Source organism: Pseudoalteromonas sp. SWXJZ94C (assembly GCF_015864385.1).
Taxonomy (GTDB): domain Bacteria; phylum Pseudomonadota; class Gammaproteobacteria; order Enterobacterales; family Alteromonadaceae; genus Pseudoalteromonas.
This window is the reverse complement of record NZ_JADYXF010000027.1, coordinates 17,623-42,496: the sequence shown is the minus strand read 5'-3', so window position 1 is coordinate 42,496 and position 24,874 is coordinate 17,623. Positions and strand designations below refer to the sequence as shown.

Annotated in this window: 24 protein-coding genes; 12 read left to right on the top strand and 12 right to left on the bottom strand. The window is 38.5% G+C overall.

All coding sequences use genetic code 11. The features are described 5' to 3' along the window. Positions 1-69: 69 nt before the first annotated feature. From I6F65_RS12825 to I6F65_RS12810, 4 genes are read left to right on the top strand one after another with little or no spacing between them, the layout of a single operon-like run. Positions 70-735 (top strand): methylamine utilization protein, encoded by a 666-nt coding sequence (locus I6F65_RS12825; protein WP_024610510.1) that lies wholly within the window; start codon positions 70-72, stop codon positions 733-735. After that, on the top strand, positions 725-3,040 hold the full coding sequence (locus I6F65_RS12820; protein ID WP_197113170.1) for a bifunctional diguanylate cyclase/phosphodiesterase: 2,316 nt from the start codon (positions 725-727) through the stop codon (positions 3,038-3,040). Before I6F65_RS12825 ends, I6F65_RS12820 begins: the two co-directional genes overlap by 11 nt. Beyond that, positions 3,027-3,860: a DUF3034 family protein gene (locus I6F65_RS12815; RefSeq protein WP_197113168.1), complete on the top strand. Its 834-nt coding sequence runs from the start codon at positions 3,027-3,029 to the stop codon at positions 3,858-3,860. The genes I6F65_RS12820 and I6F65_RS12815 overlap by 14 nt, the downstream gene beginning before the upstream one ends. After that, positions 3,860-4,279 (top strand): group 1 truncated hemoglobin, encoded by a 420-nt coding sequence (locus I6F65_RS12810; protein ID WP_197113166.1) that lies wholly within the window; start codon positions 3,860-3,862, stop codon positions 4,277-4,279. Before I6F65_RS12815 ends, I6F65_RS12810 begins: the two co-directional genes overlap by 1 nt. A 33-nt stretch (positions 4,280-4,312) precedes the next feature. On the opposite strand, the gene I6F65_RS12805 is transcribed toward I6F65_RS12810, so the two are convergent. Further along, entirely contained in the window at positions 4,313-4,672 is a 360-nt protein-coding gene (locus tag I6F65_RS12805; RefSeq protein ID WP_166114353.1) for a DUF5522 domain-containing protein, read from the bottom strand. A gap of 43 nt (positions 4,673-4,715) precedes the next feature. Here I6F65_RS12805 and I6F65_RS12800 point away from each other — a divergent pair, with 43 nt between their 5' ends. After that, complete coding sequence (locus I6F65_RS12800) at positions 4,716-5,042, top strand: hypothetical protein (protein ID WP_166114350.1); 327 nt, start codon at positions 4,716-4,718, stop codon at positions 5,040-5,042. Between the two features lie 386 nt (positions 5,043-5,428). Here the strand turns inward: I6F65_RS12800 and I6F65_RS12795 are convergent, their stop codons facing one another. Beyond that, positions 5,429-6,397, bottom strand: a complete 969-nt coding sequence (locus tag I6F65_RS12795) for a class 1 fructose-bisphosphatase (protein WP_024609652.1) — start codon at positions 6,395-6,397, stop codon at positions 5,429-5,431. 154 nt (positions 6,398-6,551) lie between these two features. Here I6F65_RS12795 and I6F65_RS12790 point away from each other — a divergent pair, with 154 nt between their 5' ends. Beyond that, positions 6,552-8,981 (top strand): zinc-dependent metalloprotease, encoded by a 2,430-nt coding sequence (locus I6F65_RS12790; protein WP_197113164.1) that lies wholly within the window; start codon positions 6,552-6,554, stop codon positions 8,979-8,981. A gap of 942 nt (positions 8,982-9,923) precedes the next feature. Further along, complete coding sequence (locus I6F65_RS12785) at positions 9,924-10,697, top strand: YggN family protein (RefSeq protein WP_166114341.1); 774 nt, start codon at positions 9,924-9,926, stop codon at positions 10,695-10,697. 40 nt (positions 10,698-10,737) lie between these two features. Here I6F65_RS12785 and I6F65_RS12780 read toward each other — a convergent pair whose 3' ends face one another. Next, positions 10,738-11,016, bottom strand: a complete 279-nt coding sequence (locus I6F65_RS12780; RefSeq protein WP_166114338.1) for a hypothetical protein — start codon at positions 11,014-11,016, stop codon at positions 10,738-10,740. Between the two features lie 144 nt (positions 11,017-11,160). After that, positions 11,161-11,859 (bottom strand): pseudouridine synthase, encoded by a 699-nt coding sequence (locus tag I6F65_RS12775; RefSeq protein ID WP_024609656.1) that lies wholly within the window; start codon positions 11,857-11,859, stop codon positions 11,161-11,163. Between the two features lie 59 nt (positions 11,860-11,918). Between I6F65_RS12775 and zapE the strand changes: the two genes are divergently transcribed. After that, a complete protein-coding gene (gene zapE, locus I6F65_RS12770) occupies positions 11,919-13,028 on the top strand; it encodes a cell division protein ZapE (RefSeq protein ID WP_197113162.1) in 1,110 nt (369 codons plus the stop codon). A gap of 113 nt (positions 13,029-13,141) precedes the next feature. Further along, positions 13,142-13,279 carry a hypothetical protein gene (locus I6F65_RS12765; RefSeq protein WP_197113160.1) on the top strand — a complete coding sequence of 46 codons (138 nt, stop codon included), beginning with the start codon at positions 13,142-13,144 and terminating at the stop codon, positions 13,277-13,279. Positions 13,280-13,580: 301 nt separating this feature from the next. On the opposite strand, the gene I6F65_RS12760 is transcribed toward I6F65_RS12765, so the two are convergent. Genes I6F65_RS12760 through I6F65_RS12735 form a run of 6 tightly spaced genes read right to left on the bottom strand, consistent with a single transcriptional unit; the run spans position 13,581 to position 18,563 of the window. Then, on the bottom strand, positions 13,581-15,002 hold the full coding sequence (locus I6F65_RS12760) for a lipopolysaccharide assembly protein LapB (RefSeq protein ID WP_197113158.1): 1,422 nt from the start codon (positions 15,000-15,002) through the stop codon (positions 13,581-13,583). 20 nt (positions 15,003-15,022) lie between these two features. Continuing rightward, positions 15,023-15,679, bottom strand: a complete 657-nt coding sequence (locus I6F65_RS12755) for an energy transducer TonB (RefSeq protein ID WP_166114473.1) — start codon at positions 15,677-15,679, stop codon at positions 15,023-15,025. 1 nt (position 15,680) lies between these two features. Further along, positions 15,681-16,085 (bottom strand): biopolymer transporter ExbD, encoded by a 405-nt coding sequence (locus tag I6F65_RS12750; RefSeq protein ID WP_024609733.1) that lies wholly within the window; start codon positions 16,083-16,085, stop codon positions 15,681-15,683. A gap of 5 nt (positions 16,086-16,090) precedes the next feature. After that, positions 16,091-16,483, bottom strand: a complete 393-nt coding sequence (locus I6F65_RS12745) for a MotA/TolQ/ExbB proton channel family protein (RefSeq protein ID WP_197113156.1) — start codon at positions 16,481-16,483, stop codon at positions 16,091-16,093. Then, positions 16,483-17,790 carry a MotA/TolQ/ExbB proton channel family protein gene (locus tag I6F65_RS12740; RefSeq protein ID WP_197113154.1) on the bottom strand — a complete coding sequence of 436 codons (1,308 nt, stop codon included), beginning with the start codon at positions 17,788-17,790 and terminating at the stop codon, positions 16,483-16,485. Before I6F65_RS12740 ends, I6F65_RS12745 begins: the two co-directional genes overlap by 1 nt. Further along, the gene (locus I6F65_RS12735) at positions 17,790-18,563 is read right to left on the bottom strand and encodes a DUF3450 family protein (RefSeq protein ID WP_024609730.1); all 774 of its coding nucleotides are present in this window, start codon (positions 18,561-18,563) and stop codon (positions 17,790-17,792) included. The genes I6F65_RS12740 and I6F65_RS12735 overlap by 1 nt, the downstream gene beginning before the upstream one ends. Before the next feature lie 216 nt (positions 18,564-18,779). Here I6F65_RS12735 and I6F65_RS12730 point away from each other — a divergent pair, with 216 nt between their 5' ends. Continuing rightward, positions 18,780-20,960: a TonB-dependent siderophore receptor gene (locus I6F65_RS12730; protein WP_197113152.1), complete on the top strand. Its 2,181-nt coding sequence runs from the start codon at positions 18,780-18,782 to the stop codon at positions 20,958-20,960. A gap of 149 nt (positions 20,961-21,109) precedes the next feature. After that, positions 21,110-21,790 carry a Fe2+-dependent dioxygenase gene (locus I6F65_RS12725; RefSeq protein ID WP_166114461.1) on the top strand — a complete coding sequence of 227 codons (681 nt, stop codon included), beginning with the start codon at positions 21,110-21,112 and terminating at the stop codon, positions 21,788-21,790. An 835-nt stretch (positions 21,791-22,625) separates the two neighbouring features. Here the strand turns inward: I6F65_RS12725 and galE are convergent. Continuing rightward, on the bottom strand, positions 22,626-23,642 hold the full coding sequence (gene galE / locus I6F65_RS12720; RefSeq protein WP_024609728.1) for a UDP-glucose 4-epimerase GalE: 1,017 nt from the start codon (positions 23,640-23,642) through the stop codon (positions 22,626-22,628). Between the two features lie 317 nt (positions 23,643-23,959). On the opposite strand from galE, the gene I6F65_RS12715 reads away from it, so the two are divergent. Beyond that, positions 23,960-24,451: a DUF3016 domain-containing protein gene (locus I6F65_RS12715; protein ID WP_166114455.1), complete on the top strand. Its 492-nt coding sequence runs from the start codon at positions 23,960-23,962 to the stop codon at positions 24,449-24,451. A 108-nt stretch (positions 24,452-24,559) separates the two neighbouring features. Here the strand turns inward: I6F65_RS12715 and I6F65_RS12710 are convergent, their stop codons facing one another. Further along, the gene (locus tag I6F65_RS12710; protein WP_197113150.1) at positions 24,560-24,850 is read right to left on the bottom strand and encodes a prephenate dehydrogenase; all 291 of its coding nucleotides are present in this window, start codon (positions 24,848-24,850) and stop codon (positions 24,560-24,562) included. Positions 24,851-24,874 lie beyond the last annotated feature (24 nt).

Genomic DNA, 24,874 nt, shown 5'->3' with positions numbered 1-24,874 from the left:
GGCTATAATTCTTGCAATTAGTACTCGTCTCCAATTAACTTAACCTAAGATTAATATTTAGGTGTTGTTATGTTTGGTTGGGCATTACAAAAATTTATAAAAAGTCGTTACTTTTTAGGTATTGGGTTGTTTTTTAGCCACTTTACTTTAAGTGCGAATATTGAATTAGTAATTGAAGATCAACATGGTCAAAAGTTATCAAATACAGTAGTTGAATTAATTTCCATTAAAAATCAGCTCACTTCATCTAACCTTCCCGTTGCTATTATGGATCAGGTTCATAAACAATTTTTACCTGAGTTACTTATTGTTCAAAAAGGGCAGCAAGTCAATTTTCCTAATAGCGATAATATTCGTCATAACGTGTATTCTTTTTCGCAAGCTAAACCTTTTCAGCTAAAGTTATATTCAGGACAACCAAAAGATCCAATTACGTTTGAACAACAAGGTGTGGTTGTTTTGGGCTGTAATATTCATGACTCGATGGTTGGCTATATTTATGTAGCTAACAGTGAGTATGTTTATAAAACGGATGAAAAAGGTTACGTTAGTTTACCTGTTACGGTATTGCCTACTCAGGTGAGCGTATGGCACCCATTACAAACAGCACCATTGGAGAATAAAAAAATTATAAAAATTAATTCTCAAAAGCAATTATTAGTAACAATTAATACTTCATCGCCAGAACCCCGTAATACGTTTGGCAGTAAGTTTAAGGCTGGAAATGACGAATAGTTTAAAAAACCGTATAACTATTTTATGCGTAGGTTTAGTGCTATTAACCACTTTAGTTAGCCTCTTTAGTTTTTTGTGGTCTACAAGTAAGTTTCAAGAAGAAAAAGTAAACCAAGATATAAATGTAGCGCAAAGTGTTTATAAGCAATACTTAAAATCAAAAGAAAGTTTATTGCTAACTGCCGCAAAAGTACTGACCTCTGATTTTGGCTTTAAACAAGCCGTTGCAACACGCGATGCAGGTACTATAAGCAGTGTTTTGTTCAATCATAGCCAGCGTATAGACGCAGATCTTATGTTATTAATTAATTTGTCTGGTCAGTTAATTTCGGCAAATACTAGCGAAGATGATTTTGAACACGATTTAAAACCATTAATGAAAGAATTGCTAAATGCGCCAGAGCAGTCAAGTTTTGTTGTTTTAAATAAAGAGCTATATCAAGTTATTTTGCTTCCAGTAAAAGCCCCTCGCACCGTAGCTTACAGCTTAGTTGGCTTTAAAATTGACGATAGCGTAGCGAGTGAACTTAAAAGCTTAACAGGTATGGATGTAAGCTTTATTGGCCGTGCAGATGATTTAGTTATTAGCTCCTTAATAAAACGACCTGCTCAATTTGACCCTGTTAATTACTTTAATACAGCAACTATTTCACGATTTTTTGGTGAATACCAGGTGTATCGTAATCTAGATATTGAGCTTACTTCTTTAGTTACCCACCCAATTATTATTTTACTCAGCGCCGATTTAACACAAGGTTATAGCGACTTCGAAAAGCTATTATTTACTTTACTGATATTAGCTATTTTGACTATGTTTGTAGGTGTAATTACAAGTAGTTTACTTGCTAATAATTTAACTACGCCGCTTTCTCAGTTGGCTGTAATTGCAAGGCAGTTTGCACAAGGTAATTATAGTTTTGAGTTTAAAGGCGAAAAACAAAGTACAGAAATAGCGACCCTAGCTGAGGCGTTTAGTAGCATGGGTAACGATATTAACCAGCGTGAGCAGCAAATTAATTTCCAAGCACGACACGATTCACTTACCGGCTTTTATAATCGCTCAGCCATGCTTGAAGTACTAGATGACGAACTAAAAGATAATGTGGAATACACATTGGTTGCAATTGATATAAAAGGGCTTCGTCATATTAATGATAAGTTAGGTCCGCGTATTGGTGACGACTGCTTAAAAGCGGTTGCGTGTCGTATTGCTGAATTTTCAGATGAATTAGGCGGTTTTCATGCCCGTATTGGCGGAGATGAATTTTTAACTGTATTCCCAACCGCAGCCGCTAGAGAGCTTAAAAGTGGTGTGGTTGGTTTAATAGCGCAGCTACAGTCTTGTTATACTATTCAAAAATTAAAAATTAGCTTACGTTTCAGTGCTGGTATTTTACAGTATCCGTCTCAAGGTACGATGAGCGATGACTTAATGCGCCGTGTATTAATAGCAGTAGATAGCGCAGCCAACAAAAACGAAAGTATTCATTATTATCAAATAGGTGAAGATGAAGCACATTTAGATCGTTTAATAATGCTTGATGAGTTAAAGCAAGCAATTAGCGATGATGATGGTCAGCTATTTATGACTTATCAACCTAAATTGCATATAAAAACGCAGAAAATAGATAAAGTTGAATCTTTAATTCGTTGGCAACGTAAAGATGGCAGTTGGGTTAACCCTGAAGTGTTTATTGATTTAGCAGAGCAGTCAGGTTTAATTGTTGAGCTAACAGCATGGGTTGTTAATACCGTTGTGGCTCAAGTTGCCGATTGGCAATTGAAGGGCATTAATTTACAAGCTGCAATTAACGTATCAGCGCAAGATATTGCTTTCCCAGGATTTCATTCAGCGTTAGTTCGTACGCTTAAAAAATATAAAGTAGACCCTAAATTAATCACTATTGAGCTAACTGAGCGCGATATGATTGAAAATGAAGAAAAAGGGATTAAAGCGCTCGAAAACTTAAAAGAAATTGGCGTTAAAATATCTTTAGATGATTATGGTGTAGGTCAAACATCACTAGGGCGCTTAAAAATGCTACCTATCGACGAGCTTAAGTTAGATAAGTGTTTTATTTTAAAACTTGATGAATCGCAAAAAGATCAATTTATAGTGCAATCGTCAATCACGTTAGGACACCAATTAGGTTTCTCGGTTGTAGCTGAGGGTGTTGAAACACTCGGCTCGCTAAACTTACTAAAAGATATGCAGTGCGATCATGCACAAGGTTATTACCTAAGTAGACCTTTAAAAGCTGAGCAATTAGAAGAATGGTTAAATGATTATTATGCCAAAAATTAAGAGCTTTATAGCATGCGCTCTATTGTTGATAAGCGTACCAAGCATGGCTAGTAGCGGAAAACTATTAGCAACTCCTGGCGTTTCTCAGATTGAAGGTAGTGGCGGTGGTGGTATTGTTCCATGGGCGCAATTAGCGGGTTACGCTAGCGATGATGAGTTTTCGGTTAATGGCTTTTGTAGTCGAGCCGATGTTACCGACTACACGCTAGATGTGTGCGGCGCTCAGCTTAATTTATTTAATCGCGTAGAGCTGAGTTATGCGGTACAGCAGTTTGATGTACCAGCATTTGATACCGAAATAGAGCAATCTATTACGGGTGCTAAAATTCGTTTATATGGTGATATTGTTTATAGTAAGTGGCCACAGCTAAGTTTAGGTATTCAGCATAAATCTCTTGATGATGGTGCCGTTGCAAAACTTGTTGGCGCAGAAAGCACCAGTGGAACAGATTTTTATTTAGCTGCGAGCAAACTCCATTTAGGCGCAATTGCTGGCTATAACTGGTTTTGGAACGTAACTACTCGATACAGCGAAGCGAATGAATTAGGTTTACTTGGTTATGGTGGTGTAAACGATGGCTCTAAAATATTATTAGAAGGGAGTACCGCTATCTTTTTTAGTAGGGGAGTCGCCGTAGGAGTTGAATACCGTCAAAAAGCGAATAATCTTAATTTAGGTGAGCAAGATTGGAAAGATGTGTTTGTAGTATGGATGCCTAATAAAGATATAAGTGTAACGGCTGCTTATTTAGATTTAGGACGCATTGCTGGAGTAAACGATCAAACAGGTTGGTACTTATCGGTAACAGGGTATTGGTAATGAAATCTTTTGCAGTAACTTTATTATGTATAGGCTTGTTAGGGGGTTGTGCGAGTAAATCTGATTTATCTCTTTATCAACAACTTGATGGAAAAGCGGGTATAGAAAGACTTATTGATAGTTTTATTTATCAAATAGGTAACGATGAGCAAGTATTTCATTACTTTGAACACGCTAATATTACACACTTTCGCCAAGGTTTTATTACCCACCTTTGTATGTTAGTTAACGGTCCGTGTAATTATGATGGCGATTCAATGGTTGATATTCATACTGGAATGCATATATCGGAAAAAGACTTTAATCGTGTGGTTGATTTGCTTATTAATGCAATGAATGAGCAAAATATAAGTCATAGTGTGCAAAATAAAATTCTTTCTAAAATGGCGCCATTACGCAGCGAAATAATAAAAATTTAGTAAAAAACAGGTCGATTCGAATTTATTTCGCGTTTATTGTTTAAAACCATATGGGCAGTTTTTACAGCCATTTTTACAACACGAACCTCGCTTTAAAAAAAACCACTTACTAAATATCATGTAGCCGCTTTGCATGGTGTAGTCGAGCCCTTCAATTAAATTGTCACTTTTTCTAAATGGCTTTGCAAAATCAATTTGGATTTTAATCGGCTGCGTATATATGTTTTCTAAATAGGCATTTATTTTATCGAGTGTGCAGCTTCTACATAAACAGCTTGTTGTTGTGGTATCAAGAGGTAAAATGGCAGGAAGTTCGTTGCACCAACATGCCAATATATTATCTACGTTACAAGTGAGCATGGTATTACAATGGGTGCAGTTGAGTTGAGTCATTATTATTCTTTAAAGTTTTAGTCGCATAAGCATACCAAATATTATGAACACACAAAAAGCATTAGCTGAATTTATTACTTTTGGTGAACGCAGAGATGATGCCATTTCGGTTATTGTTTCAACTCCTGCAAACAGTCAAAATATTATTTATACTTTAACAACCACAGTACTAATTGATGTACTAGAACGTTGTTTAAATAACGAAATCGACTTGGATGACCTAGAGCTGTGGGCTAATGTAATTGAGTCGAGAGATGATATTAATTGCAGTGAACATGACGGCGTTATTTATGCGCTTAGTAACAGTGAGCAAATGGGTGAGCTTAGTCACAAAAAGCTTGCGCAATTAGTTACGTTGGTAAAAATTTGATTTAGCGCTAAGCAGCCAATAAAGCGAGGTGTAAAACCTCACCTACAGTAAACATCAAACCCCACAACATACACCAAATCCGTAGGTGCGATTTTACATCGCGCTCATGTAACGTGTTTTAAAGTTTAAAAAGCGAGGTGTAAAACCTCACCTACAATAAACATCAAACCCAACAACATACACCAAATCCGTAGGTGCGATTTTACATCGCGCTCATGTAGTGGTTTTAAAGTTTAAAAAGCGAGGTGTAAAACCTCACCTACATCAACACATACACTTAACCTGTAGGTGCGAATTTACATCAATCATGTAACTTATAAGTAATAAAAAACCGCATTCAAATTGAACGCGGTTTTTTTTAAATCGAGAATTACCGTTTTAAACGATTACTTATGGTATCCCAAACATGTTTCCACTTCGTTTTTAGAACCCAAAATTACAGCCACACGCTGGTGGATTGCATCAGGCTGAATATCCATAATACGTTCACTGCCTGTTGAGGCAATGCCGCCAGCTTGCTCTACCAGCATAGCCATTGGATTGGCTTCGTAAAGTAAGCGTAGTTTATTAGGTTTTTTAGGATCTTTAGTGTCGGTAGGGTAAGTAAAAATACCACCACGGCTTAATACACGATGCACATCGCCAACCATTGCTGCAATCCAGCGCATATTAAAGTTTTTAGCACGAGGACCTGTTTCGCCAGCTTCTAAGTCATTAATATAGCTTTGCATTGCTGGTTGCCAATGGCGTTGATTAGATGAATTAATAGCAAATTCGTTAGTCTCAGCAGGAATGTCAGCAAAATCTTGTGTTAGTAAAAAGCTACCTTGTGTTTTATCAAGAGTAAACATACGCGTGCCTTTACCTGTACTAAGTGCAAGCATGGTCGACGGACCATAAAGTACGTAACCAGCTGCAACTTGCTTATGGCCCGGCTGCATAAAAATACTTTCATCAGCAGCATCAGAGCCTTCAGGTGCTTCCATAATCGAGAAGATAGTACCCACAAGTGAGTTAATATCAGTATTTGATGAGCCATCAAGGGGATCAAATGCAACAATATATTTAGCATCTTGATTGCCAGCTACTGTGTAGTCTTCTTCCTCAGAAGCGATTGCTTTAACCGTTCCAGATTCCAGTAAAATATCTTTTAACAGCTGATTAGATAATACATCGAGCTTTTTTTGAGTTTCGCCTTGAATGTTTTCATCAAGAGTTGAACCTAACACGCCTGAAAGTGCACCTTGACCAACACGAAATGAAATTTCTTTACATGCAGCTAAAATTGTTCGAATTAATGATAAAAGCTCTCTTGGGCAACCGTCTTCAAGTAATACTGGAGGGAGTCTACGCATTTTATTTTCCTGATAACATATTCAAATTAATCACAAAGTGAGAGAGATTAGTTTAAAGCGCTGAAATTCGTCTTAAATAACTGTATTGTTTAAATAGCACCCTATAATGGGACCACCTAATCGTACTTAAAACACAAATAACAAAGATAAGATTATGAAAAAAATATCACTATTATGTTACATATTCCTTACTGTGCTGTTCTCTATCATAACCCAAGCGCACGCAGCAATTAAGTCTATTGATGAATTTACTGGGCAAATGAATCATTTTCCAGGCTTCTATTCATTCTTTTATGATACCCAAAATGGCAAGGTGTACTTAAAAGTTGATAAGTTTGAACAGCAGTTTTTACTTCAACAAAGTTTACCGTACGGTATTGGCTCTAACGACATAGGGCTTGATCGCGGTCAGTTAGGTAACACTTATTTAGTTCAGTTTGAGCGTTTTGGTGACAAAGTAATGTTACGCGCTGTAAATACTTACTACCGTGCTAATACGAGTAATAAAGCGGAACAACAAAGTATTAAAGAAGCATTTGCATCAAGCATACTTGCTGGTTTTAAAGTTGTTGCAGAGGATAATAGTACAGCGCTGATTGATTACACCCCTTATTTATTAAGTGACGTGCATGGTGTAAGCCGAACACTTGCTGCCCGTAAACAAGGTAGCTTTAACCTTGATGAATCGCGAAGTGCTGTTGATATGAATCGCTCAAAAGCATTTGTAAAAAACACAGAGCTTGAATCAGTACTTACGTTCAAAGGTACAAAGCCTGGTGAGTTTGTTCGCCAAGTTAGCGCAGACCCATACGCTCTTACTGTGCATATGCATCACTCTCTTATTCAATTACCTGATGATAACTACGTACCGCGTAAATTTAATTCGCAATCAGGTTTTTGGAGTATTGAACATAAAGATTACGCAGCACCACTAGGTGAATCTATGTATGTGCGTTATATACCGCGTCATCGCTTAGCTAAAAAAGATCCGAGCTTACCTGTTAGCGAACCAGTAAAACCTATTGTTTATTATTTAGATCCGGGTGTACCAGAACCAGTAAAAAGCGCTTTACTTGAAGGCGGAAAGTGGTGGAATGACGCGTTTAGTGCTGCAGGGTACAAAAATGCATTTATAGTAAAAGTATTACCAACCAATGCCGATCCTATGGATATTCGTTATAACGTTATTCAATGGGTGCATCGTGCAACACGCGGTTGGTCATACGGAAGTTCTGTAATCGACCCTCGTACAGGTGAAATCCTTAAAGGGCATGTAACACTTGGCTCTTTACGTGTACGCCAAGATATTTTAATTGCCGAAGCGCTTGCTGCACCTTATTTAAAAGGTAATGAAGTTGCTAAAAATTTACAAGCGATGGCGCTTGATCGTATACGCCAATTAAGCGCGCACGAAATTGGTCATACGTTGGGTATTTCACATAACTTTGCTGCATCGGTAGGTGATAGAGCTTCTGTAATGGATTATCCTCATCCGTTACTTAGCTTTAATGAGCAGGGTAAGCTAGATGTAACGCGCGGCTATGCTAAAGGCATGGGTGTATGGGATACCCAAGTAATTAAATATGGTTACAGCGATTTCACTAATCAAGATGAAAGCGCAGAACTCGCCGCTATCTTAAAAGAGAACAAAGCAAAAGGGCTTGAATTTATATCAGACCGTGATGCGCGTGCAAAAGGTGGATCGCATCCGACTGCTCATTTATGGGATAACGGCGCTAACCCTTCACAGGAGCTTTTAAGAGTACTAGATGTTCGTAAAAAAGCGCTTTCTCAGTTTGGTATTAATAATATTAAAACCGGTGATGCACTTTCACAATTAGAAGAAAAGCTAGTCCCGCTTTACTTGTTTCATCGTTTTCAGGTTGAGGCTGCTGTTAAACTTATAGCGGGAGTTGATTACGAATACGAAATACGCAGTGATGCGCAAGTTAAAGGCGCGCAAGTAGTTGCAAAGCAAATACAGCAAGAAGCAGTAAATGCTATTTTTGCAACACTTAAGTCTAGTAACTTATTATTGCCAGAGTCTGTATTATCTCTTATTCCGCCAAAAGCATATGGCGAGTCTAAATCACGCGAAAGTATAGTTGGCCGTACAGGTTTAACACTTGATGCAATGGCATTACCTGAAGTTGCTGTACAACATAGCTTATCGTTATTATTAAACGCTCAGCGCTTAAACCGTTTAGCGCAGCAGCAAGCACGTAGTAATGATTTTTACAGCTTAGATGAATTACTTGAGAAGCTTTACAGTCAAGTATTTAACGTATCGTCGCCAAATACTATGGCAGGAAAAATCACTCAGCGCGTACAATTTTTAACTGCAAAAACAATGGCAGATTTAGTTGCAAACGATGCTGTAAGCCCTGAAGTGCAAGCTCAATTAAGTTACTACCTGACGAAGCTAAGTGAAGACTTTAATCAAAATTCATTACTAAGTCATACCAGCACCGGCGAAAGTGCATTTAAACAATATTTAGCACAGCAGATTAATCAATTTTTAAAAACCGGCACGTGGCCGAGTAATTTTAAAGCGTTACCAATACCACCTGGTTCGCCAATTTAAAAAATTATTACAATTATAAGGAGACAATCAGCAATAAATATTGTCTCCTTTTTGCCGTGCAAAGCTCGGTGGTAAATACCGTTGTAGGTGAGGTTTTACACCTCGCTTCATTTGTTTTGTAGGTGAGGTTTTACACCTCGCTTTTTAAACTTTAAAGCTATGCTACACGAGCGCGAAATAAATTCGCACCTACGGGTTTGGTGCATGTTGTTGGGTTTGATGTTTATTGTAGGTGAGGTTTTACACCTCGCTTTTTAAACTTTAAAGCTATGCTACACGAGCGCGAAATAAATTCGCACCTACGGGTTTGGTGTATGTTGTCGGGTTTGATGTTTATTGTAGGTGAGTTTTTACGCCTCGCTTTTTGTTTTTTAAAATATTAAAGCCTAGATACACGATTGATGTAAGTTCGCACCTACGGGTTTGGTGCATGTTGTTGGGTTTGATGTTTATTGTAGGTGAGGTTTTATACCTCGCTTTTTAAACTTTAAAGCCACGTTACATGAGCGCGATATAAAATCGCACCTACGGGTTTGGAGCATGTTGTTGGGTTTGATGTTTATTGTAGGTGAGGTTTTATACCTCGCTTTTTGTTTTTAAAATATTAAAGCCTAGATACACGATTGATGTAAGTTCGCACCTACGGGTTTGGTGTATGTTGTTGGGTTTGATGTTTATTGTAGGTGAGGTTTTACACCTCGCTTTTTGTTTTTAAAATATTAAAGCCAAGTTACATGATTGATGTAAATTCGCATCTACAGGTTTGGTGTATGTTGTCGGGTTTGATGTTTATTGTAGGTGAGGTTTTACACCTCGCTTTTTAAGCTGTTATCGCCTTACTTTATTAATTCGACGTTTGTATTCCTTTCGTTACTTTTACTTGCATAAAGTTGGTTTTTTGTTAACCTACCGCTCTTCCATTTTGGTCTTTTTGAGGTGTTTATGGCGTTTCTATCTCGTTCGATATTGGCGTTATCCATAGCCCTTACAAGTACCAGTGTATTAGCTCAACCTCAATGCGACGTAGAACTCAGACACGGTTTAATAATCACAGACGATGTAATTCGTATAGTTGATAACGGTCAAACTCGTGTGCAAATTAATAATAATAATCAGTTATTTATTCGTGGTTATTGGGTTGATTTGAGCGACGATGAAAGCAAAGTCCTTGAGCAGTTTAGTAGTGGCATTCGCCACACAGTTCCCGAGTTAGTTAACTTAGCAACCGACGGTGTGCATTTAGGTTTAAGCGCCATAGAGCATGTTGTAGAGGGAATGTCTGATAAAGACCCTGAAGTACTTAAAACCCAGCTTAAGTATGTAGAGCGTGCGTTAATGGATAAATTTAAACGTGGCGATGACTTCTTTTTTATTGCTCCGCAATCACTTTCTCAAATTGATGATTTTTTTACCAAAGAAATTAGCCAAAAAATTCATTCCGCAGTACACGGATCGCTTGGTGCAATTATTGTGTCGTTAGGCGGTGCGTTCAAATCGCGCGAAGGTAATATAGAAGATCGTATTAACGACATGGGTCAGCGTATGGATATCATCACAAAAGAGATTGATAAATCATTGCAAAAAAAGGCGCATCAGTTAGAGCTTAAAGCCTCAGAATACTGTGAATGCTTAAATACGCTCGATGTAACCGAATCTCGTTTGCAAGCTATAGTGCCAGGTATGGCTGATTACGATTTAGTACAAATAAAATCGTAATTGTTTACAATTTTATCTGCACTAAATTAGAGAGTTAGAACTATTTAGATGAATTAATTACTTTTATAAAATCTAATATTTCGATTTCTTGTTTATTTGAACGAGCTACACTTTTCCAATATAACTCAACGACCTTTTTATATTTACCATCTAACTTTTCTGAACAATAAGATAATCTTAAAAGGGAAAACGTATCAGAAGAGTCCATTGATAAAAGTTTCTCGGCAGCTAGGCAAGCATCATCATAATTATGTTGTTTAATTGCTGAATTATATTTTTCCAAATAAGCGTTGTACTCTACTTCTATTGGACTTTGCACTGACTGAAAAGCATATTGTTATAGAGGTTATTAAAATTGCTAAATTACAACGTTTAAATATATTCATTAGAGCTCCTTTTATTTATGGAATGATTATAAAACGAGTGCATTTAGGTATGATACTTTTTTGTAAAATCATATAGGTTATAGCTTAATTTCATCAGCTGTTAGCAATCTATACTCACCACTTGCTAGGTTTTCATCTAATTTAATACCAGCAATTTGTTCGCGGTGTAATTCAACCACTTTGTTATCTACAGCATAAAGCATACGTTTAACCTGATGAAACTTACCTTCACTTATTGATAAACGCAGTCCGTAATTAGCAAGTCGTTCGGCGATAGCAGGGCGAGTTAAATCTTTTTCGTTATGCAGCATCACACCTTCGCGTAATTGCTCTAATGCTTCATCAGTAATGGGCTCTTGGGTTTCGACTAAATAGGTTTTAAATTTATTACTTTTTGGTGATGTGATTTTATGTGACCACTCACCATCGTTTGTAATAATCACCAAGCCCGTGGTGTCTATGTCTAAGCGACCAGCCACGTGAAAGTCACTCATGTTTGGCTCATCGAGTAAATCAAATACTGTTTTGTGAAGCTCGTCGCTATTGGCGCTAACGTAACCAACTGGTTTATTTAGCATGTAGTAGCGCTTACCTAAAAATACCAGCGGTTCACCTTGAAAAAGCACTTCGTCTTGCTGATGAATATGAGAATCATGTGAGGTTACCACTTCGCCATTAACGCTTACTTCTTTGCGTTTTATACTAGCGCGCGCTTTTGAGCGAGGTAGCTCTGCTAAGTGGCTAATAAATTTATCTAAGCGGCAAGGGAATTTCATTTTGGTTCACATTTTTAGTCGGCTACAATGGGCGCGATTATAACGGATAGTGAAATACCATGACAGTGCAGAGCACACAAATTTTAAGCCTATATAAAGCAAAGGTTGCCTCTGGTGAACTAAGTTTTGATGTTGCTCAGCAAAATGCAGTGAGTGCGTTAAATATCTTGAGTGAGCAGTTGCAGACAAGCCATACTTGGTGGCAAAAAGCACCGTTAGTTAAAGGGGTTTATTTGTATGGACCTGTTGGGCGTGGTAAATCTATGTTAATGGATTTATTTTATAAAAACTTAGCTACGACTCAAAAACAGCGTTTACATTTTCATCATTTTATTGCGCAAGTACATGCTCAACTAGCGCAATTGCAAGGTCAAAAAAATCCATTAAATTTAATTGCAAAACAGTGGGCAAAAAATATTCGTGTGCTGTGTTTTGATGAATTTTTTGTGAGCGACATTGGTGATGCCATGATTATGGCAAGATTATTCGACGCACTGTTTAAACACGGTGTAGTACTGGTGGCTACCTCTAATGCAAAGCCAGAGCAGCTTTATTATAATGGCTTACAACGAGCGCGGTTTTTGCCCACTATCGATTTAGTAAATAATCATTGTCATATAATTAGTGTTGAAGGGATTGAAGATCATCGCTTTAGACACGGTAAAAATAGTAGTCACTATTTTATTGGCTTATCAGAGTCAGCGTTTAAATCTGCATTTTTAATTGACTATCCTACAGCAGTGCAAAGCAACACAATCAGTGTGCATGGACGTGAGTTACCTTATTTATTAAAAACCGATAATGCGTTAATGATTGATTTTATGGCGTTGTGCTCTGGTCCTCGTAGCGCTAACGACTACATGTTTTTAGCAAAGCAGTTTGATGTTTTATATATATCAAATGTACCAAAAATGGGTGTAAATGCTACGGGTAAAGTTATTGTGCATGGCATTGAAGACAGTTACCAACGCGAAAAGCAAACATTAGATGAGCATACTTTAGATGACGAAGCGCGTCGTTTTATTGCGTTAGTGGATGAGTTTTACGATTGCCATAAGTTGCTGGTAATAAATGCCGAAGCCGACATTGACACTCTTTATACAGGCAAAAAACTAAGCTTTGAATATGCGCGAACGCAGTCGCGCATAGTCGAAATGCAAAATTGGTAACGTTTTAGTTTTATGTAGATCTTGCTCACGCGAGAAGCGGAGCGCCCTTTAACCCTCTTTGTGAATAAGTTACTTAAAACTTTATTGTACAAAGATAAGTAAAAGAGGGGTAAATGAGAAGACATAAACATAGTAATTACGAGCTTTGCTCGTCACGCCAGCAAGCTGTGCGTCTACAAGTAAATTTAACCACAGCGTCAAATTTTACCGGTAGGCGTAGAGCTTGCTCACGCGAAAAGCGCCGCTTTTAATAATTACGAGCTTTGCTCGTCACGCCAGCAAGCTGGGCGTCTACAAGTAAATTTAACCACAGCGTTAAATTTTACCGATAGGCGTAGGGCTTGCTCACGCGAAAAGCGCCGTTTTTAGTAATTACGAGCTTTACTCGTCACGCCAGCAAGCTGTGCGTCTACAAGTAAATTTAACCACAGCGTCAAACTTTACCGGTATGCGTAGAGCTTGCTCACGCGAAAAGCGCCGCTTTTAATATTTATAACTAATAGCTATTCATTGGTCTGTCTAAAGCGCAGCACTCGATTTGCTTAAAAGCATCTATCCTTCTTGGCGTACTATATTTTCAAGGGCACGAATATTAGTAATTAAATCTTGGCGCTGCGGATTTGCTTGTAGTGCTTTTTTTAGGTGCTTAAGTGCATCAGGGTAGTCTTTAGAATCAATTGCTACTTGTGATAATCCAAGCCATGCAGATAACTGATAATCAGGTAATGCTTGTGCACGTACGTACATTAGTTTGGCTTGGGTAAGCTGGTTTTTATTACGATAAATACTTGCAAGGCTAAGTAGGGCATCGCCTAAATTTGGATTGATTTTAAGAGCACTATTTAAACTTTTTATTGCTCCATTTGTATTGCCTTGCTGTATTGCTAACTGTGCGTTGTAAACCGAAAACTGTGCTTGCTCATCACGTGGTAACTGTTTAGTGAACCGTTTAGCGCTGTGTATAAGCTCTTTAGCTAATCCCCATTGCTGCTGCGATACAAGCCATCCTAGTGTTTGCATTGTGGTGTTAATTACTGCTGTTTGTTGTTTTTTACCTGCATGTTTTAAGCCTTGTTTTAATAAAGTAACGGCACGCTCACTGCTACCTTGGCTTAAGTGTAATTGTGCAGCAAGAAGCTGATTGCTCGTATCTTTAGGGTTAAGTTTAAGTGCGACTTCAATTGCCGCAAGTGCATTTTTATTTTGTTCTAGTTGCAATGCAATTTGTGCACGTTGCAACCAAAGTTCTGCGTTATCAGGGTTTTTGTTAAGTAACTCTTTTAATAATGCATTAGCTTGATTTAAATCACCTGATTCAATTAAAGCAAATAATAGCCCTTGCTGATATTGACTTGTTTCTGGCGCTAGCATAAGCGCTTGGCGATAGGCTGCTACAGCGCTCCAAGGTTGATTATGTTGCACATGAATATAAGCAAGCTGTGCATAGCTTTGTGCATCAGCCTGACCCAACTCAATAGTGCGAACTAAGTGCGTTTGCGCTTTATTGTAGTTTGCTTGTTGCATGTACAAAAGGCTTAAGCCTTGGTGCGCTTGTATTAAACTTGGTGATGCTTTTAAACATGCTAAATAAGCGGCTTCGGCTTTATCAAAATCTTTTATTGAAAGCAAAACTTGTGCGCGCAATAAGTTTAAAGCGGTGCTGTCTTGATTCATATCACGATTTTTAAATAGTGCAGCAACTTCACTGTAATTACCGGCTTGTAATAGCGGTTGTACTTGGCGGGCAAAACCGCGCTCGGTTGGCTCAATAAGTACTTCAGTTGGACCTAATAACTTATTATTTATTGCCAGTTGCCATGTAGGATCGCTAGGTGTAAGTGTCACTTTTAGTGGCGCATTAGTATCACTAGCAGCGGTTGCATGCACGCTACTTACACCTAATAAAGGCAATGAGCACATTAAAGAAGTAATAAATGCGCGAGTTAATGGTTTTAGCGTTTTAATTGCGTTCATATTTTTCATTTTAATAGGGCTTAAGGTTTAAATTCAATTGGCCAAATAAAGCGAGCGCGTACAGTCTCACCTTCTTTTTTAGGTGCACTAAAGCGGCTTTGTTTAATAATTTTGTCGATTGCGGGTTTTAGTTCTGGGTATGGGTTTTGCACTACCTCAATTAAACTTACCTTACCGCTTTCATCTATAAACACGTCGAGCTTTACAGTGAATACATCAATACCTTGACGGGTTAAACTCTTTGGTAAAATCGCTTTTACTGGCGTAAGTAAAGTAGGTAAACCATCAAGCTGATTTAAGCTAAATGCATCCCAATTTACACTTATTGATTGCAGTTGTGGTGTATTTACTTTAATGCTTGGCGTATCGGGTTTTACAACATTTAAATTACTATTAATTTTAACCTTAACAGCCTGAATAGAAGCACCAGCGCCTTGTACAGTTAAGCTTTGCATCGGCTCGTTTGCTTGCTGTTGTTGTATTGAGGGCGGAGGTGGAGGTGGTAATGCAACCATTGCTACCTCGCGCACAATTACTTTGTCTTGCACCACGTGCTCAGCTAGTTGCCCAAGCCATAGTAATAACAATGCCGCTGTAAGTACGAGTAAACTTAAACCAAAGGCAAATAATGGATGGCGAATATTACGTTTTTTTTGAACCAGGTTAATAGCGTGCATATTATTGTTTGGTCGCTAAATTAACTTGCGCTGCACCGGCAAGCTTTGCTTCATCAATTACTTGAACTAATAACTCAGTAGGAACTGATTTGTCAGCTTGAATAACCACGGGGCGTTGCTGCTGTTTTAGCATTTGTTCTACGCTGCTGCGCACACCAGCAACACCAATTTGGCTGCCATCAAAAAAGACTTGTTGGGAGTCGGTAATTGCTAAAAATATAACTTGCTGCTCAAGACGACTTGCCGATACTGCTTGAGGTTTATCTACTTCAACGCCACTTTCGCGTACAAATACGGTGGTAACAATAAAAAATATTAGCAAAATAAATACAACGTCCAACAAAGGCGACATATCAATATGCTGCCCTGACTCTTGCTCTAACCGATGTTTTAAACGTGATTGCATAACGGTTATCCTAACTGCTTACTTGGTATATTTTGTTGTGTGTGTAATTTAGGGCTACGTTTCAAATAACCTAAGTACGCTTGCATTAGCCATGCGGGAATGGCGCAAACAAGCCCAAGCTGGGTTGTAAGCAATGCATCGCCAATAGCTTCACTCATTAACTCGTTGTGCCCCAGTGCCATTACTTTAAATGTATCGAGCAAACCAACAATAGTACCGAGTAAACCAAGCAGGGGCAGGGCGGCAGTTAAAATAGAGCTAACTTCTTGCCAATAACCTGTACGCTGTGCCTTGTAATGTTTTAAATGTAATAAGTCATGAAAAATCAGCTGGTACACAAACAAAGCAAGTAAAATAATAAACCAACAAATAGGATTACCAATAATTTGATCAAACATTATTTATCTCCTTTTTCTAACTGACTTAGTTGCAATGCAAAGCCCTCTAGTTGGCTGTAATAAGCTTTAGCTTTGCGCGATAGTAGGGCGTTTAACACCAGTGCTGGTATAGCAACTACTAAGCCAAGCTCGGTAGTTATTAGTGCTTGTGCAATACCGCCCGATACAACTTCTGGATCGCCCGAACCAAACAAGGTCATCATTTTAAATGTTTCGATCATGCCGCTTACGGTTCCCAATAAACCTAATAATGGAGCTACTGCAGCTGTAACTGCAATTGCGCCAATAAAGTTATCAAGCTTATGCTTATCGTGAATTAATTGATTAAACAATTGATCGTCTCTCACTTGCCCTTTTTCACTTTGCAGGGTTAAGTTAAATAACTGTTTTTGCATACCAGCAAATTCATTTGTATTTTCAGCTTTAAAAAATTGCTGTAATTGCATTTGTGAATGCATTTTAATTTTGCTTAAACGCAATAGCTGCGCGGCTTTTAATAACGCAATAGTCAGTGCAAAACAGGCAAATAAAATAATAGGAATAGCCCATAAGCCACCTTTTTCTAAGTGTTCAAGCGGGCTCTCTTGCTGTGCTTGGCTGGTTACTAAGTGCGTTAAACTAGGGTCGAAAGTAAGTAATGTAGACCCCACACCATTTTGTTTTAAGGTGTTATCAAGTGGGTTGTCGTTACTTGTTGATTGTACTAACGCTACTTTTAATGCATTAGATTCATCATCTAAATTTAATAGACCTGCAAGTTTAGGTGTTTGCGTGCTAAACCAAGCTACAGGGCCGACTTGCAAGGTGCTTGCTTGGCTTAATTCACCATTACTAAGCACAACAGGCTGCTTTTTAAAGTGTGGGTAAAGCGCCTGTTCTTGATCGCTAATTAGTGAAACAACTTGGCTTAATAATTCGTTTTGATTATTAGTAACATGCTCGCTATCACTATTTTGGCGGACAAAGCGATTTAATAAATTAAGTTGGTATTGCTGTTGTTGCTGCCATGTATCTAGACGTGTTTGCAGCTGCTCTAAACTTAAAGTGTCTTCATCAGCAAGGCGGCGATTTACCGCAGCCTCTTCACGTAATTTACTAAGTGATTGCTGTTTATTAAATATTTTTTTACCAAGTAAGGCTTGCTCTTTAGCAACACTGTTTTGCGTGTTACTTAGCGTACGCTGCGCTGTTTTAATATCACTTAAAATACTTTTTTTAGCGTCATCACTGCTTGCTGCAAAAGAAATGTGTGCGCTGAATAATAAAACTAAGATGCTAAACGTTTTAAATGTGTGGGCAAAAGTCATTACTTAACCCCTTTTTGCGTATTGTTTGCATAACTTAAAATAGGCAGTGTTACCCAATCAGCAGCGCGCTTTTTTTGTTGTACGGCTATTCCTAACGCAACTTGCTCAGCGTTAATGCTAGGGTCAAACTCCCATTGCCAACCTAAATCGCTTGGAAAGCCAATACCCACATAGCTCAAGTCTTCACTTACAAACCATGCTTGCGCTGCACCAAGGTAGAGCTGCTTAACCCATACTTCTTGTCCGTCTGGGTGCTTAATTGCCATTTCGTGTATGGAAATACGTTGTTGAAAATCACGTAGTAATTCCAGCATTTTAAGTGCAGTTTGTAGCTTGTCGGTAGTATTTAACTGTGAGTTAGTTAAGTCACCTGCATTTTTCCAGCTGGTTAATAGCGGTGGAGGTAGCTGTACTTGTAATGAAAGTAACTGCTGGGAAATACGTGCGAGTTGATCGTTTAGTTGTTGCTGATCATTTTCTAATTCAGCTTGCTTAGTGACAAGTTGCTCGCGTTTTTGGGTCAATTCGCTGGTATTCTTTTGCCTGCGTTGGTTAAGCTGACTAAGTTGCTGCTGCTCGGCATCTAAAAGCGTTAAGGTTTGTTCCATACTACTTTTTTGATCAAGCCAGTGTGTATTTAGTTCACTGTTTTGATTTTCTATTTGCAGCCATTTATTGACGAGTTGTTCTAATTCGCTAACCGTATCGGCCTTTACTGCCATGGCGCTACAAAGTGCGATAACCACACTTATTGGTTTAATTAAGCTTCGCATTACTTAACAACAATCCTGAAAGTTACTACAAGCAATTACCGGGGCGTAATTACTGTTAATTTTTAAGTACGTATACAATATATGAATTCACATAACAACACAACTGATAACAATTATCGTTTACATTGCGTTATTGTGGTGGTAGGATTCTGCCGAAATTAAATATGTACCTTCAATTAACAATAGTTAAGTGCTTAACAAAACCTCGGAGTAACCATGAGTAAGCCATCGAATAAAGGAAATGCCTTCATAAAGCCAATTGCAGCGGTTGTTACAGCGACTCTTTCAACTTGGGCAAGTGCACAAGATGTTCAAGAACTATCGGTAACAAAAGCGCAAACTAAGGCAGAGTCTAGCTATGTTGTGGAAGAATCAACATCGCATAAATATACTCAACCGCTATTAGATACTGCTAAAACAGTCACTGTAATTAACCAAGCGGTAATGAAAGACCGAAACGTAGATAGCTTACAAGATGCACTACGTAATGTGTCAGGTATTTCTTTAGCTGCTGGTGAAGGTGGCTCACCTACTGGCGATAGCATGTCTATTCGTGGTTTTAGCGCTACAAATGACATTTTTGTTGATGGCATTCGTGATATTGCAGGCTACACGCGCGATATTTATAACATTGAAGCGGTTGAAGTAGCTAAAGGTCCTGGCTCTGCTGTATCTGGTCGTGGTGCTACGGGTGGTAGTGTTAACCTAGAAACTAAAAAAGCAACATTAGGTGAGTTTAACGATGTTTCACTGCGTTTAGGAACTGAAAATGATTACCGTGGTCGCTTTGATACCAATATTGAAGTAAACGAAACGAGTGCGTTACGTATAAATTTACTTGCTGATAAAGGCGATGTTGCTGGCCGTGATTATGTTGAAAACGAAACAAATGCTATTGCAGTTGCATTTGCAACGGGGCTGGGCACTGATAGTCGCTTTGATATAAATTTTGAGTATCAACGTCAAGACAACTTACCTGATTACGGCATTCCTTGGGTTTACAGCGATACGCCTGTAGCTGAGCTTGCAGATAGCGCGCGTTCGCCTTCTCCTGTCGATTTTGATAACTTTTACGGTAATATTTACCGTGATTACGAAGATATTGAAGCTTATTCAACAACTGCACGTTATGAATATGATTTTTCAAAAAATACTATGGTTCGTGCTCAAGCGCGAATTGGTACTGTTAAGCGTGAGTCTGTAACAACCGCACCGCGTTATTTTTCGGTGACAACTGATACAGATATAACATTTGCTGATGAAAAAACACGTGATACAAATAACTCGCTTGTTGCATTCCAGCTCGATTTAATTGGTAATTACCAGTTTGCTGGTTTTACTCATGATGTAGTGGTAGGTGTTGAACTTGCTAATGAAACATTTACCCGTTACAACTTTGTTGCAACTACACCAGACAATTTAATTGAAGACGGAATACGTAACGATTTATACAACCCAGATGCAACAATTGCATTTACAGGTGTATATGGTCGTGATGGTACAAGCATAGAAGCAAAAGCTAAAAACCAAGCTATTTATGCATTCGATACTATAACGCTTAATAAGCAATGGGAAGTAACGGGTGGAGTTCGTTTTGATAGCTTCACTACTGATTATCATAATGATTACGATGATCCAAGTGCGTTAATTACAACAAGCGATGACTTATTTAGTTGGAATGCAGCTGTTGTGTATAAACCAGTAGAAAATGGCAGTATTTATTTAGGCGCGGGTAATTCATTTAACCCATCTGCTGAAAGTCTTACTGTTTCTACTCGCAGTAATGCAGCCGATTTAGATGCCGAAGAAAGCCGCAGTTATGAGTTAGGAACTAAGTGGAGTTTAGTTGACGGTCGCTTACAAGCAAATGCAGCATTATTCAGTACAGAAAAAACGAATGCCCGTACTGACAGCCCTTTTGCTGATGATACTTCAGATGAATTACTTGGTGGTGAGCAAAGAGTGAGAGGCTTAGAGCTTTCTGCTACTGGCTTAATTACTAAAGATTGGACTGTTATTGCATCATACACTTATCAAGATAGTGAAGTGACTAAAGCACTTGGTGATGACATATCTCAAATTGGTAACGAACTTGCTCGTACACCTAAAAATAGCGCAAGTGTGTGGACTACCTATGACGTGTCTGAGCAATTATCGTTTGGTGTAGGCGCGCAATATGTAGATGAGCGTTACAATGGCACAACTTCAACACGCTCTCGTGCGCCAGGCTACACTATTTTTGACTTTATGGTTGCTTATGACGTATCAAAAGATTTGAGCTTACAACTTAACGGTGAAAACCTTGGCGACAAAGATTACGTTGACCAACTTGGCGGTGGTCACTTTGTACCAGGTAGTGGGCGTAAATTTAGCTTAACGGCAAGCTACTCTTTTTAAATTTTAGTTAAAGAGTGCATAATAACTAAGGGCAGATATTTCTGCCCTTAGTTATTTATAATACCAACCTAATTGAGTTTGAAATTTATTTAATTCACTAATTTATTCAAATGCTTATTTAGATTATATTGTTATGTGAGAGGGCGCACATGTTAGTTAAAATACCGCAGTTATTAACTAAAGAAGAAGTTACTTATTGCCATGAGGTTTTACTCAAAGCGCAATGGGCTGATGGCAGTATTACCGCAGGGCATCAATCAACCAAAGCAAAAAACAACTTACAACTTCCTGAAAACAGCCCTGAATGCCGAGAACTTGGCGACATTGTTATGGCCGCACTTGCACGTAACGATTTGTTTATGTCGGCTGCACTTCCCGCAAAGATCTTTCCTCCGCTCTTTAATTGCTATCAAGGCGGGCAATCATTTGGTGTGCATGTTGATAATGCGATTAGACAAGTGCCAGGTACGCCAGTAAAAGTGCGTACCGATATATCAATGACCTTATTTATTAATGAACCAGAGGATTACGAGGGCGGCGAACTTGTAATTGAAGATACCTATGGCTCGCACAGTGTAAAGCTGCCAGCAGGAAGCATGGTGTTGTATCCATCAACCAGTTTACATCGTGTAATGCCAGTAACAAGCGGACGTAGATTAGCCTCGTTTTTTTGGTTACAGAGTATGGTTAATAGCGACGAAAAACGCGGTTTACTGTTTGATTTAGATACGTCTATTCAAGGCTTACGTGAAAAAGTACAAGATAGCCCTGAGATTATTAGATTAACAGGGGTTTATCACAACTTGTTAAGACAGTGGGCACAGACATAATAAAAATATTCGCTTTTAAATATAAGTAATTAAAAGCGACGCTTTTCGCGTGAGCAAGCTCTACGCCTACAGCCAAAACTCAACGCTGTGGTTAAATTTACTTGAAGACGCGCAGCTTGCTGGCGTGACGAGCAAAATTTGACGCCGTGGTTAAACTTATTTGTAGACGCGCAGCTTGCTGGCGTAACGAGCAAAATTTGACGCTGTGGTTAAACTTATTTGTAGACGCGCAGCTTGCTGGCGTGACGAGCAAAATTTGACGCCGTGGTTAAACTTATTTGTAGACGCGCAGCTTGCTGGCGTAACGAGCAAAATTTGACGCTGTGGTTAAACTTATTTGTAGACGCGCAGCTTGCTGGCGTGACGAGCAAAATTTGACGCCGTGGTTAAACTTATTTGTAGACGCGCAGCTTGCTGGCGTGACGAGCAAAATTTGACGCTGTGGTTAAACTTATTTGTAGACGCGCAGCTTGCTGGCGTGATGAGCAAAACTTAACGCTGTGGTTAAACTTTATTTGTAGACGCGCAGCTTGCTGGCGTGACGAGCAAAGCTCGTAATTTCTATTCTTTGGTGTCTTCTCATTTACCCCTTTTTCACTTCTTTTTGTGCAATCGTATTTTAAGTAATTTATTCACAAAGAGGTTAAGAGGGCGCTTCACTTTAGAGAAATCAATGAACAGCTATTCATTATAAATATTAAAAGCGGCGCTTTTCGCGTGAGCAACTCTGCGCCTACAGCCAAAACTTAACGCTGTGGTTAAATTTACTTGTAGACGCGCAGCTTGCTGGCGTAACGAGCAAAGCTCGTGATTTCTATGTTTTATGTTTTTTTACTTATCCTTTATAACCGTTGGGATTGTTTGATTGCCAGCGCCATGTATCTTGCATCATCGCGTCTATACCGCGCACAGCTTCCCAACCAAGTTCGTTAAGTGCTTTTTCTGGTGCGGCATAACAAGCTGCAATATCGCCAGGGCGACGAGGTGAAACTTGATATGGCACAGCTTGATCGCTAGCTTTAATAAATGCGTTAACCATTTGTAGTACAGAATATCCGTTACCAGTACCTAGGTTATAAACTAACGCACCCGTGTTAGTCGCTATTTTATCGAGCGCTTTTAAATGACCAATTGCTAAATCTACTACGTGTATGTAATCGCGCACGCCAGTGCCATCAACGGTATCGTAGTCATCGCCAAAAACAGCAAGTTGTTTTAATTTACCTACCGCAACTTGCGCTATAAATGGTAAAAGGTTGTTTGGAATACCATTAGGATCTTCACCAATTAAGCCCGACTCGTGCGCGCCAACAGGATTAAAGTAACGCAAAATAGCAAACGCAAAGCGCTCGTCTGATTTAACAATGTCTTGCAGCATCATCTCAACCATAAGTTTAGATGTGCCGTACGGATTTGTAGTACCGCCTACAGGAAAGTCTTCTTTAATAGGTAAGCTAGCAGGGTCGCCGTATACAGTAGCAGATGAGCTAAATACTAACTTAAATACACCAGCGTCACGCATAGCATCAACAAGCGTTAAAGTACCTTGTACGTTGTTTTGGTAGTATTCAACCGGTTTAGCAACCGATTCTCCCACTGACTTTAAGCCCGCAAAATGTATAACACTATCAACAGTGTGCTTAGCAAATACAGAATCTAAAAAAGATTTATCGAGAATGTCGCCTTGGTAAAAAGTAACGTCTTTGCCTGTGATTTTTTTTACACGTGTGAGTGATTCTTGTGATGAGTTACTTAAATTATCAATAACAACAACATCTTTGCCTTGCTGTAGAAGTTCTAAAACGGTATGTGAGCCAATATAGCCTGCGCCGCCGGTTACTAAAATAGTCATAAAAGCTCCATGGGTAACATTTTCAGTTGTATTAATTTCAACATACATTACGATTATTTACATGCTTTATCTGTAATTTTTATTGTTTAAATTAGGTCTTTCTTTAATAAGGCAGTTAACTTATTTTTCTCTATATTTTTATGTACTTTAGACGCTACTTAGGTTCGTGATTAAGTTATAGTTAATAAATAGCTGCTAATATAAATGTAGTACTGAGTATTGGTATATTAATAGTAGAGTACTAAATATTTTAATATTGATACAGTGCTTACCCTAACTACACTATTGTAGTTAGACCCCCTTTTGTGGAGAAAGATATGAATTCAGTTAAAAAAATAGCAATGGCAATGTGTATAGCATTACCTGCATTTGCTCATGCAGGCGAGTCAATTGTTAAATGGCATGACTTTAATGATTATCGCGATGTACGCCCATCAAACCAAGCTAAAGGTTCGTATCATAAAAATATTGCCGCTAGTTTTGAAAAGCATATGGCTAAATTAGCAGAGCAGTTGCCAACAGATTATAAATTAAATGTAGAATTTATCGATTTAGATTTAGCGGGTGACGTGCGTTACGGCGGTATGGATGAAATTCGCGTAGTAAAACCAATCTACTTCCCACGCATCAAAATAGACTATTCCTTAACCGACAAAGACGGTACCGTACTTAGTAAAGATAGTGACGTAGAGCTTAAAGATATGGGCTTTATGAATAAGATTAAAATGGGTAGAGATGAGTCGTTTTATTACGAAAAACGTTTACTGACAGAGTGGTTTGGTGAGCAAATATTACCGAGTTTAGATTAGGAAGTGTTGACCTTTGAGGATTGAAACTTGTTCAACCTCGAAAAATAAACAGCCCTAACATAAAAATGCCGCTAAATAGCGGCATTTTTATTTTTAAGCTGATTGGTATTACTTAAAAGTAGCTAGCAGCGTTAGGATTTGCTGTAACTTAATAACGGTTGTTTTAAGCTTTTCTTCGTTAAAACCATCGGTAGATAAGCTTTCGACATCGGCTGCCACATCAAGTACATACGGTTTAAAACGTTTAGCTTCAAAGTTAAAGCCTGAATCGGCAGTAAATAAGGCTTTAAACTTACCGAGACCTTGCTGTTGAAGCTCGTCGAGTTTTTTGTCAGCATCAAGTGCCTGACGGTAAACAATTTTTAAGTTGGCATTGAGTTGTTCAATAATAGAATCCATGGTTTTCCTAAAGCTTTGCACTGC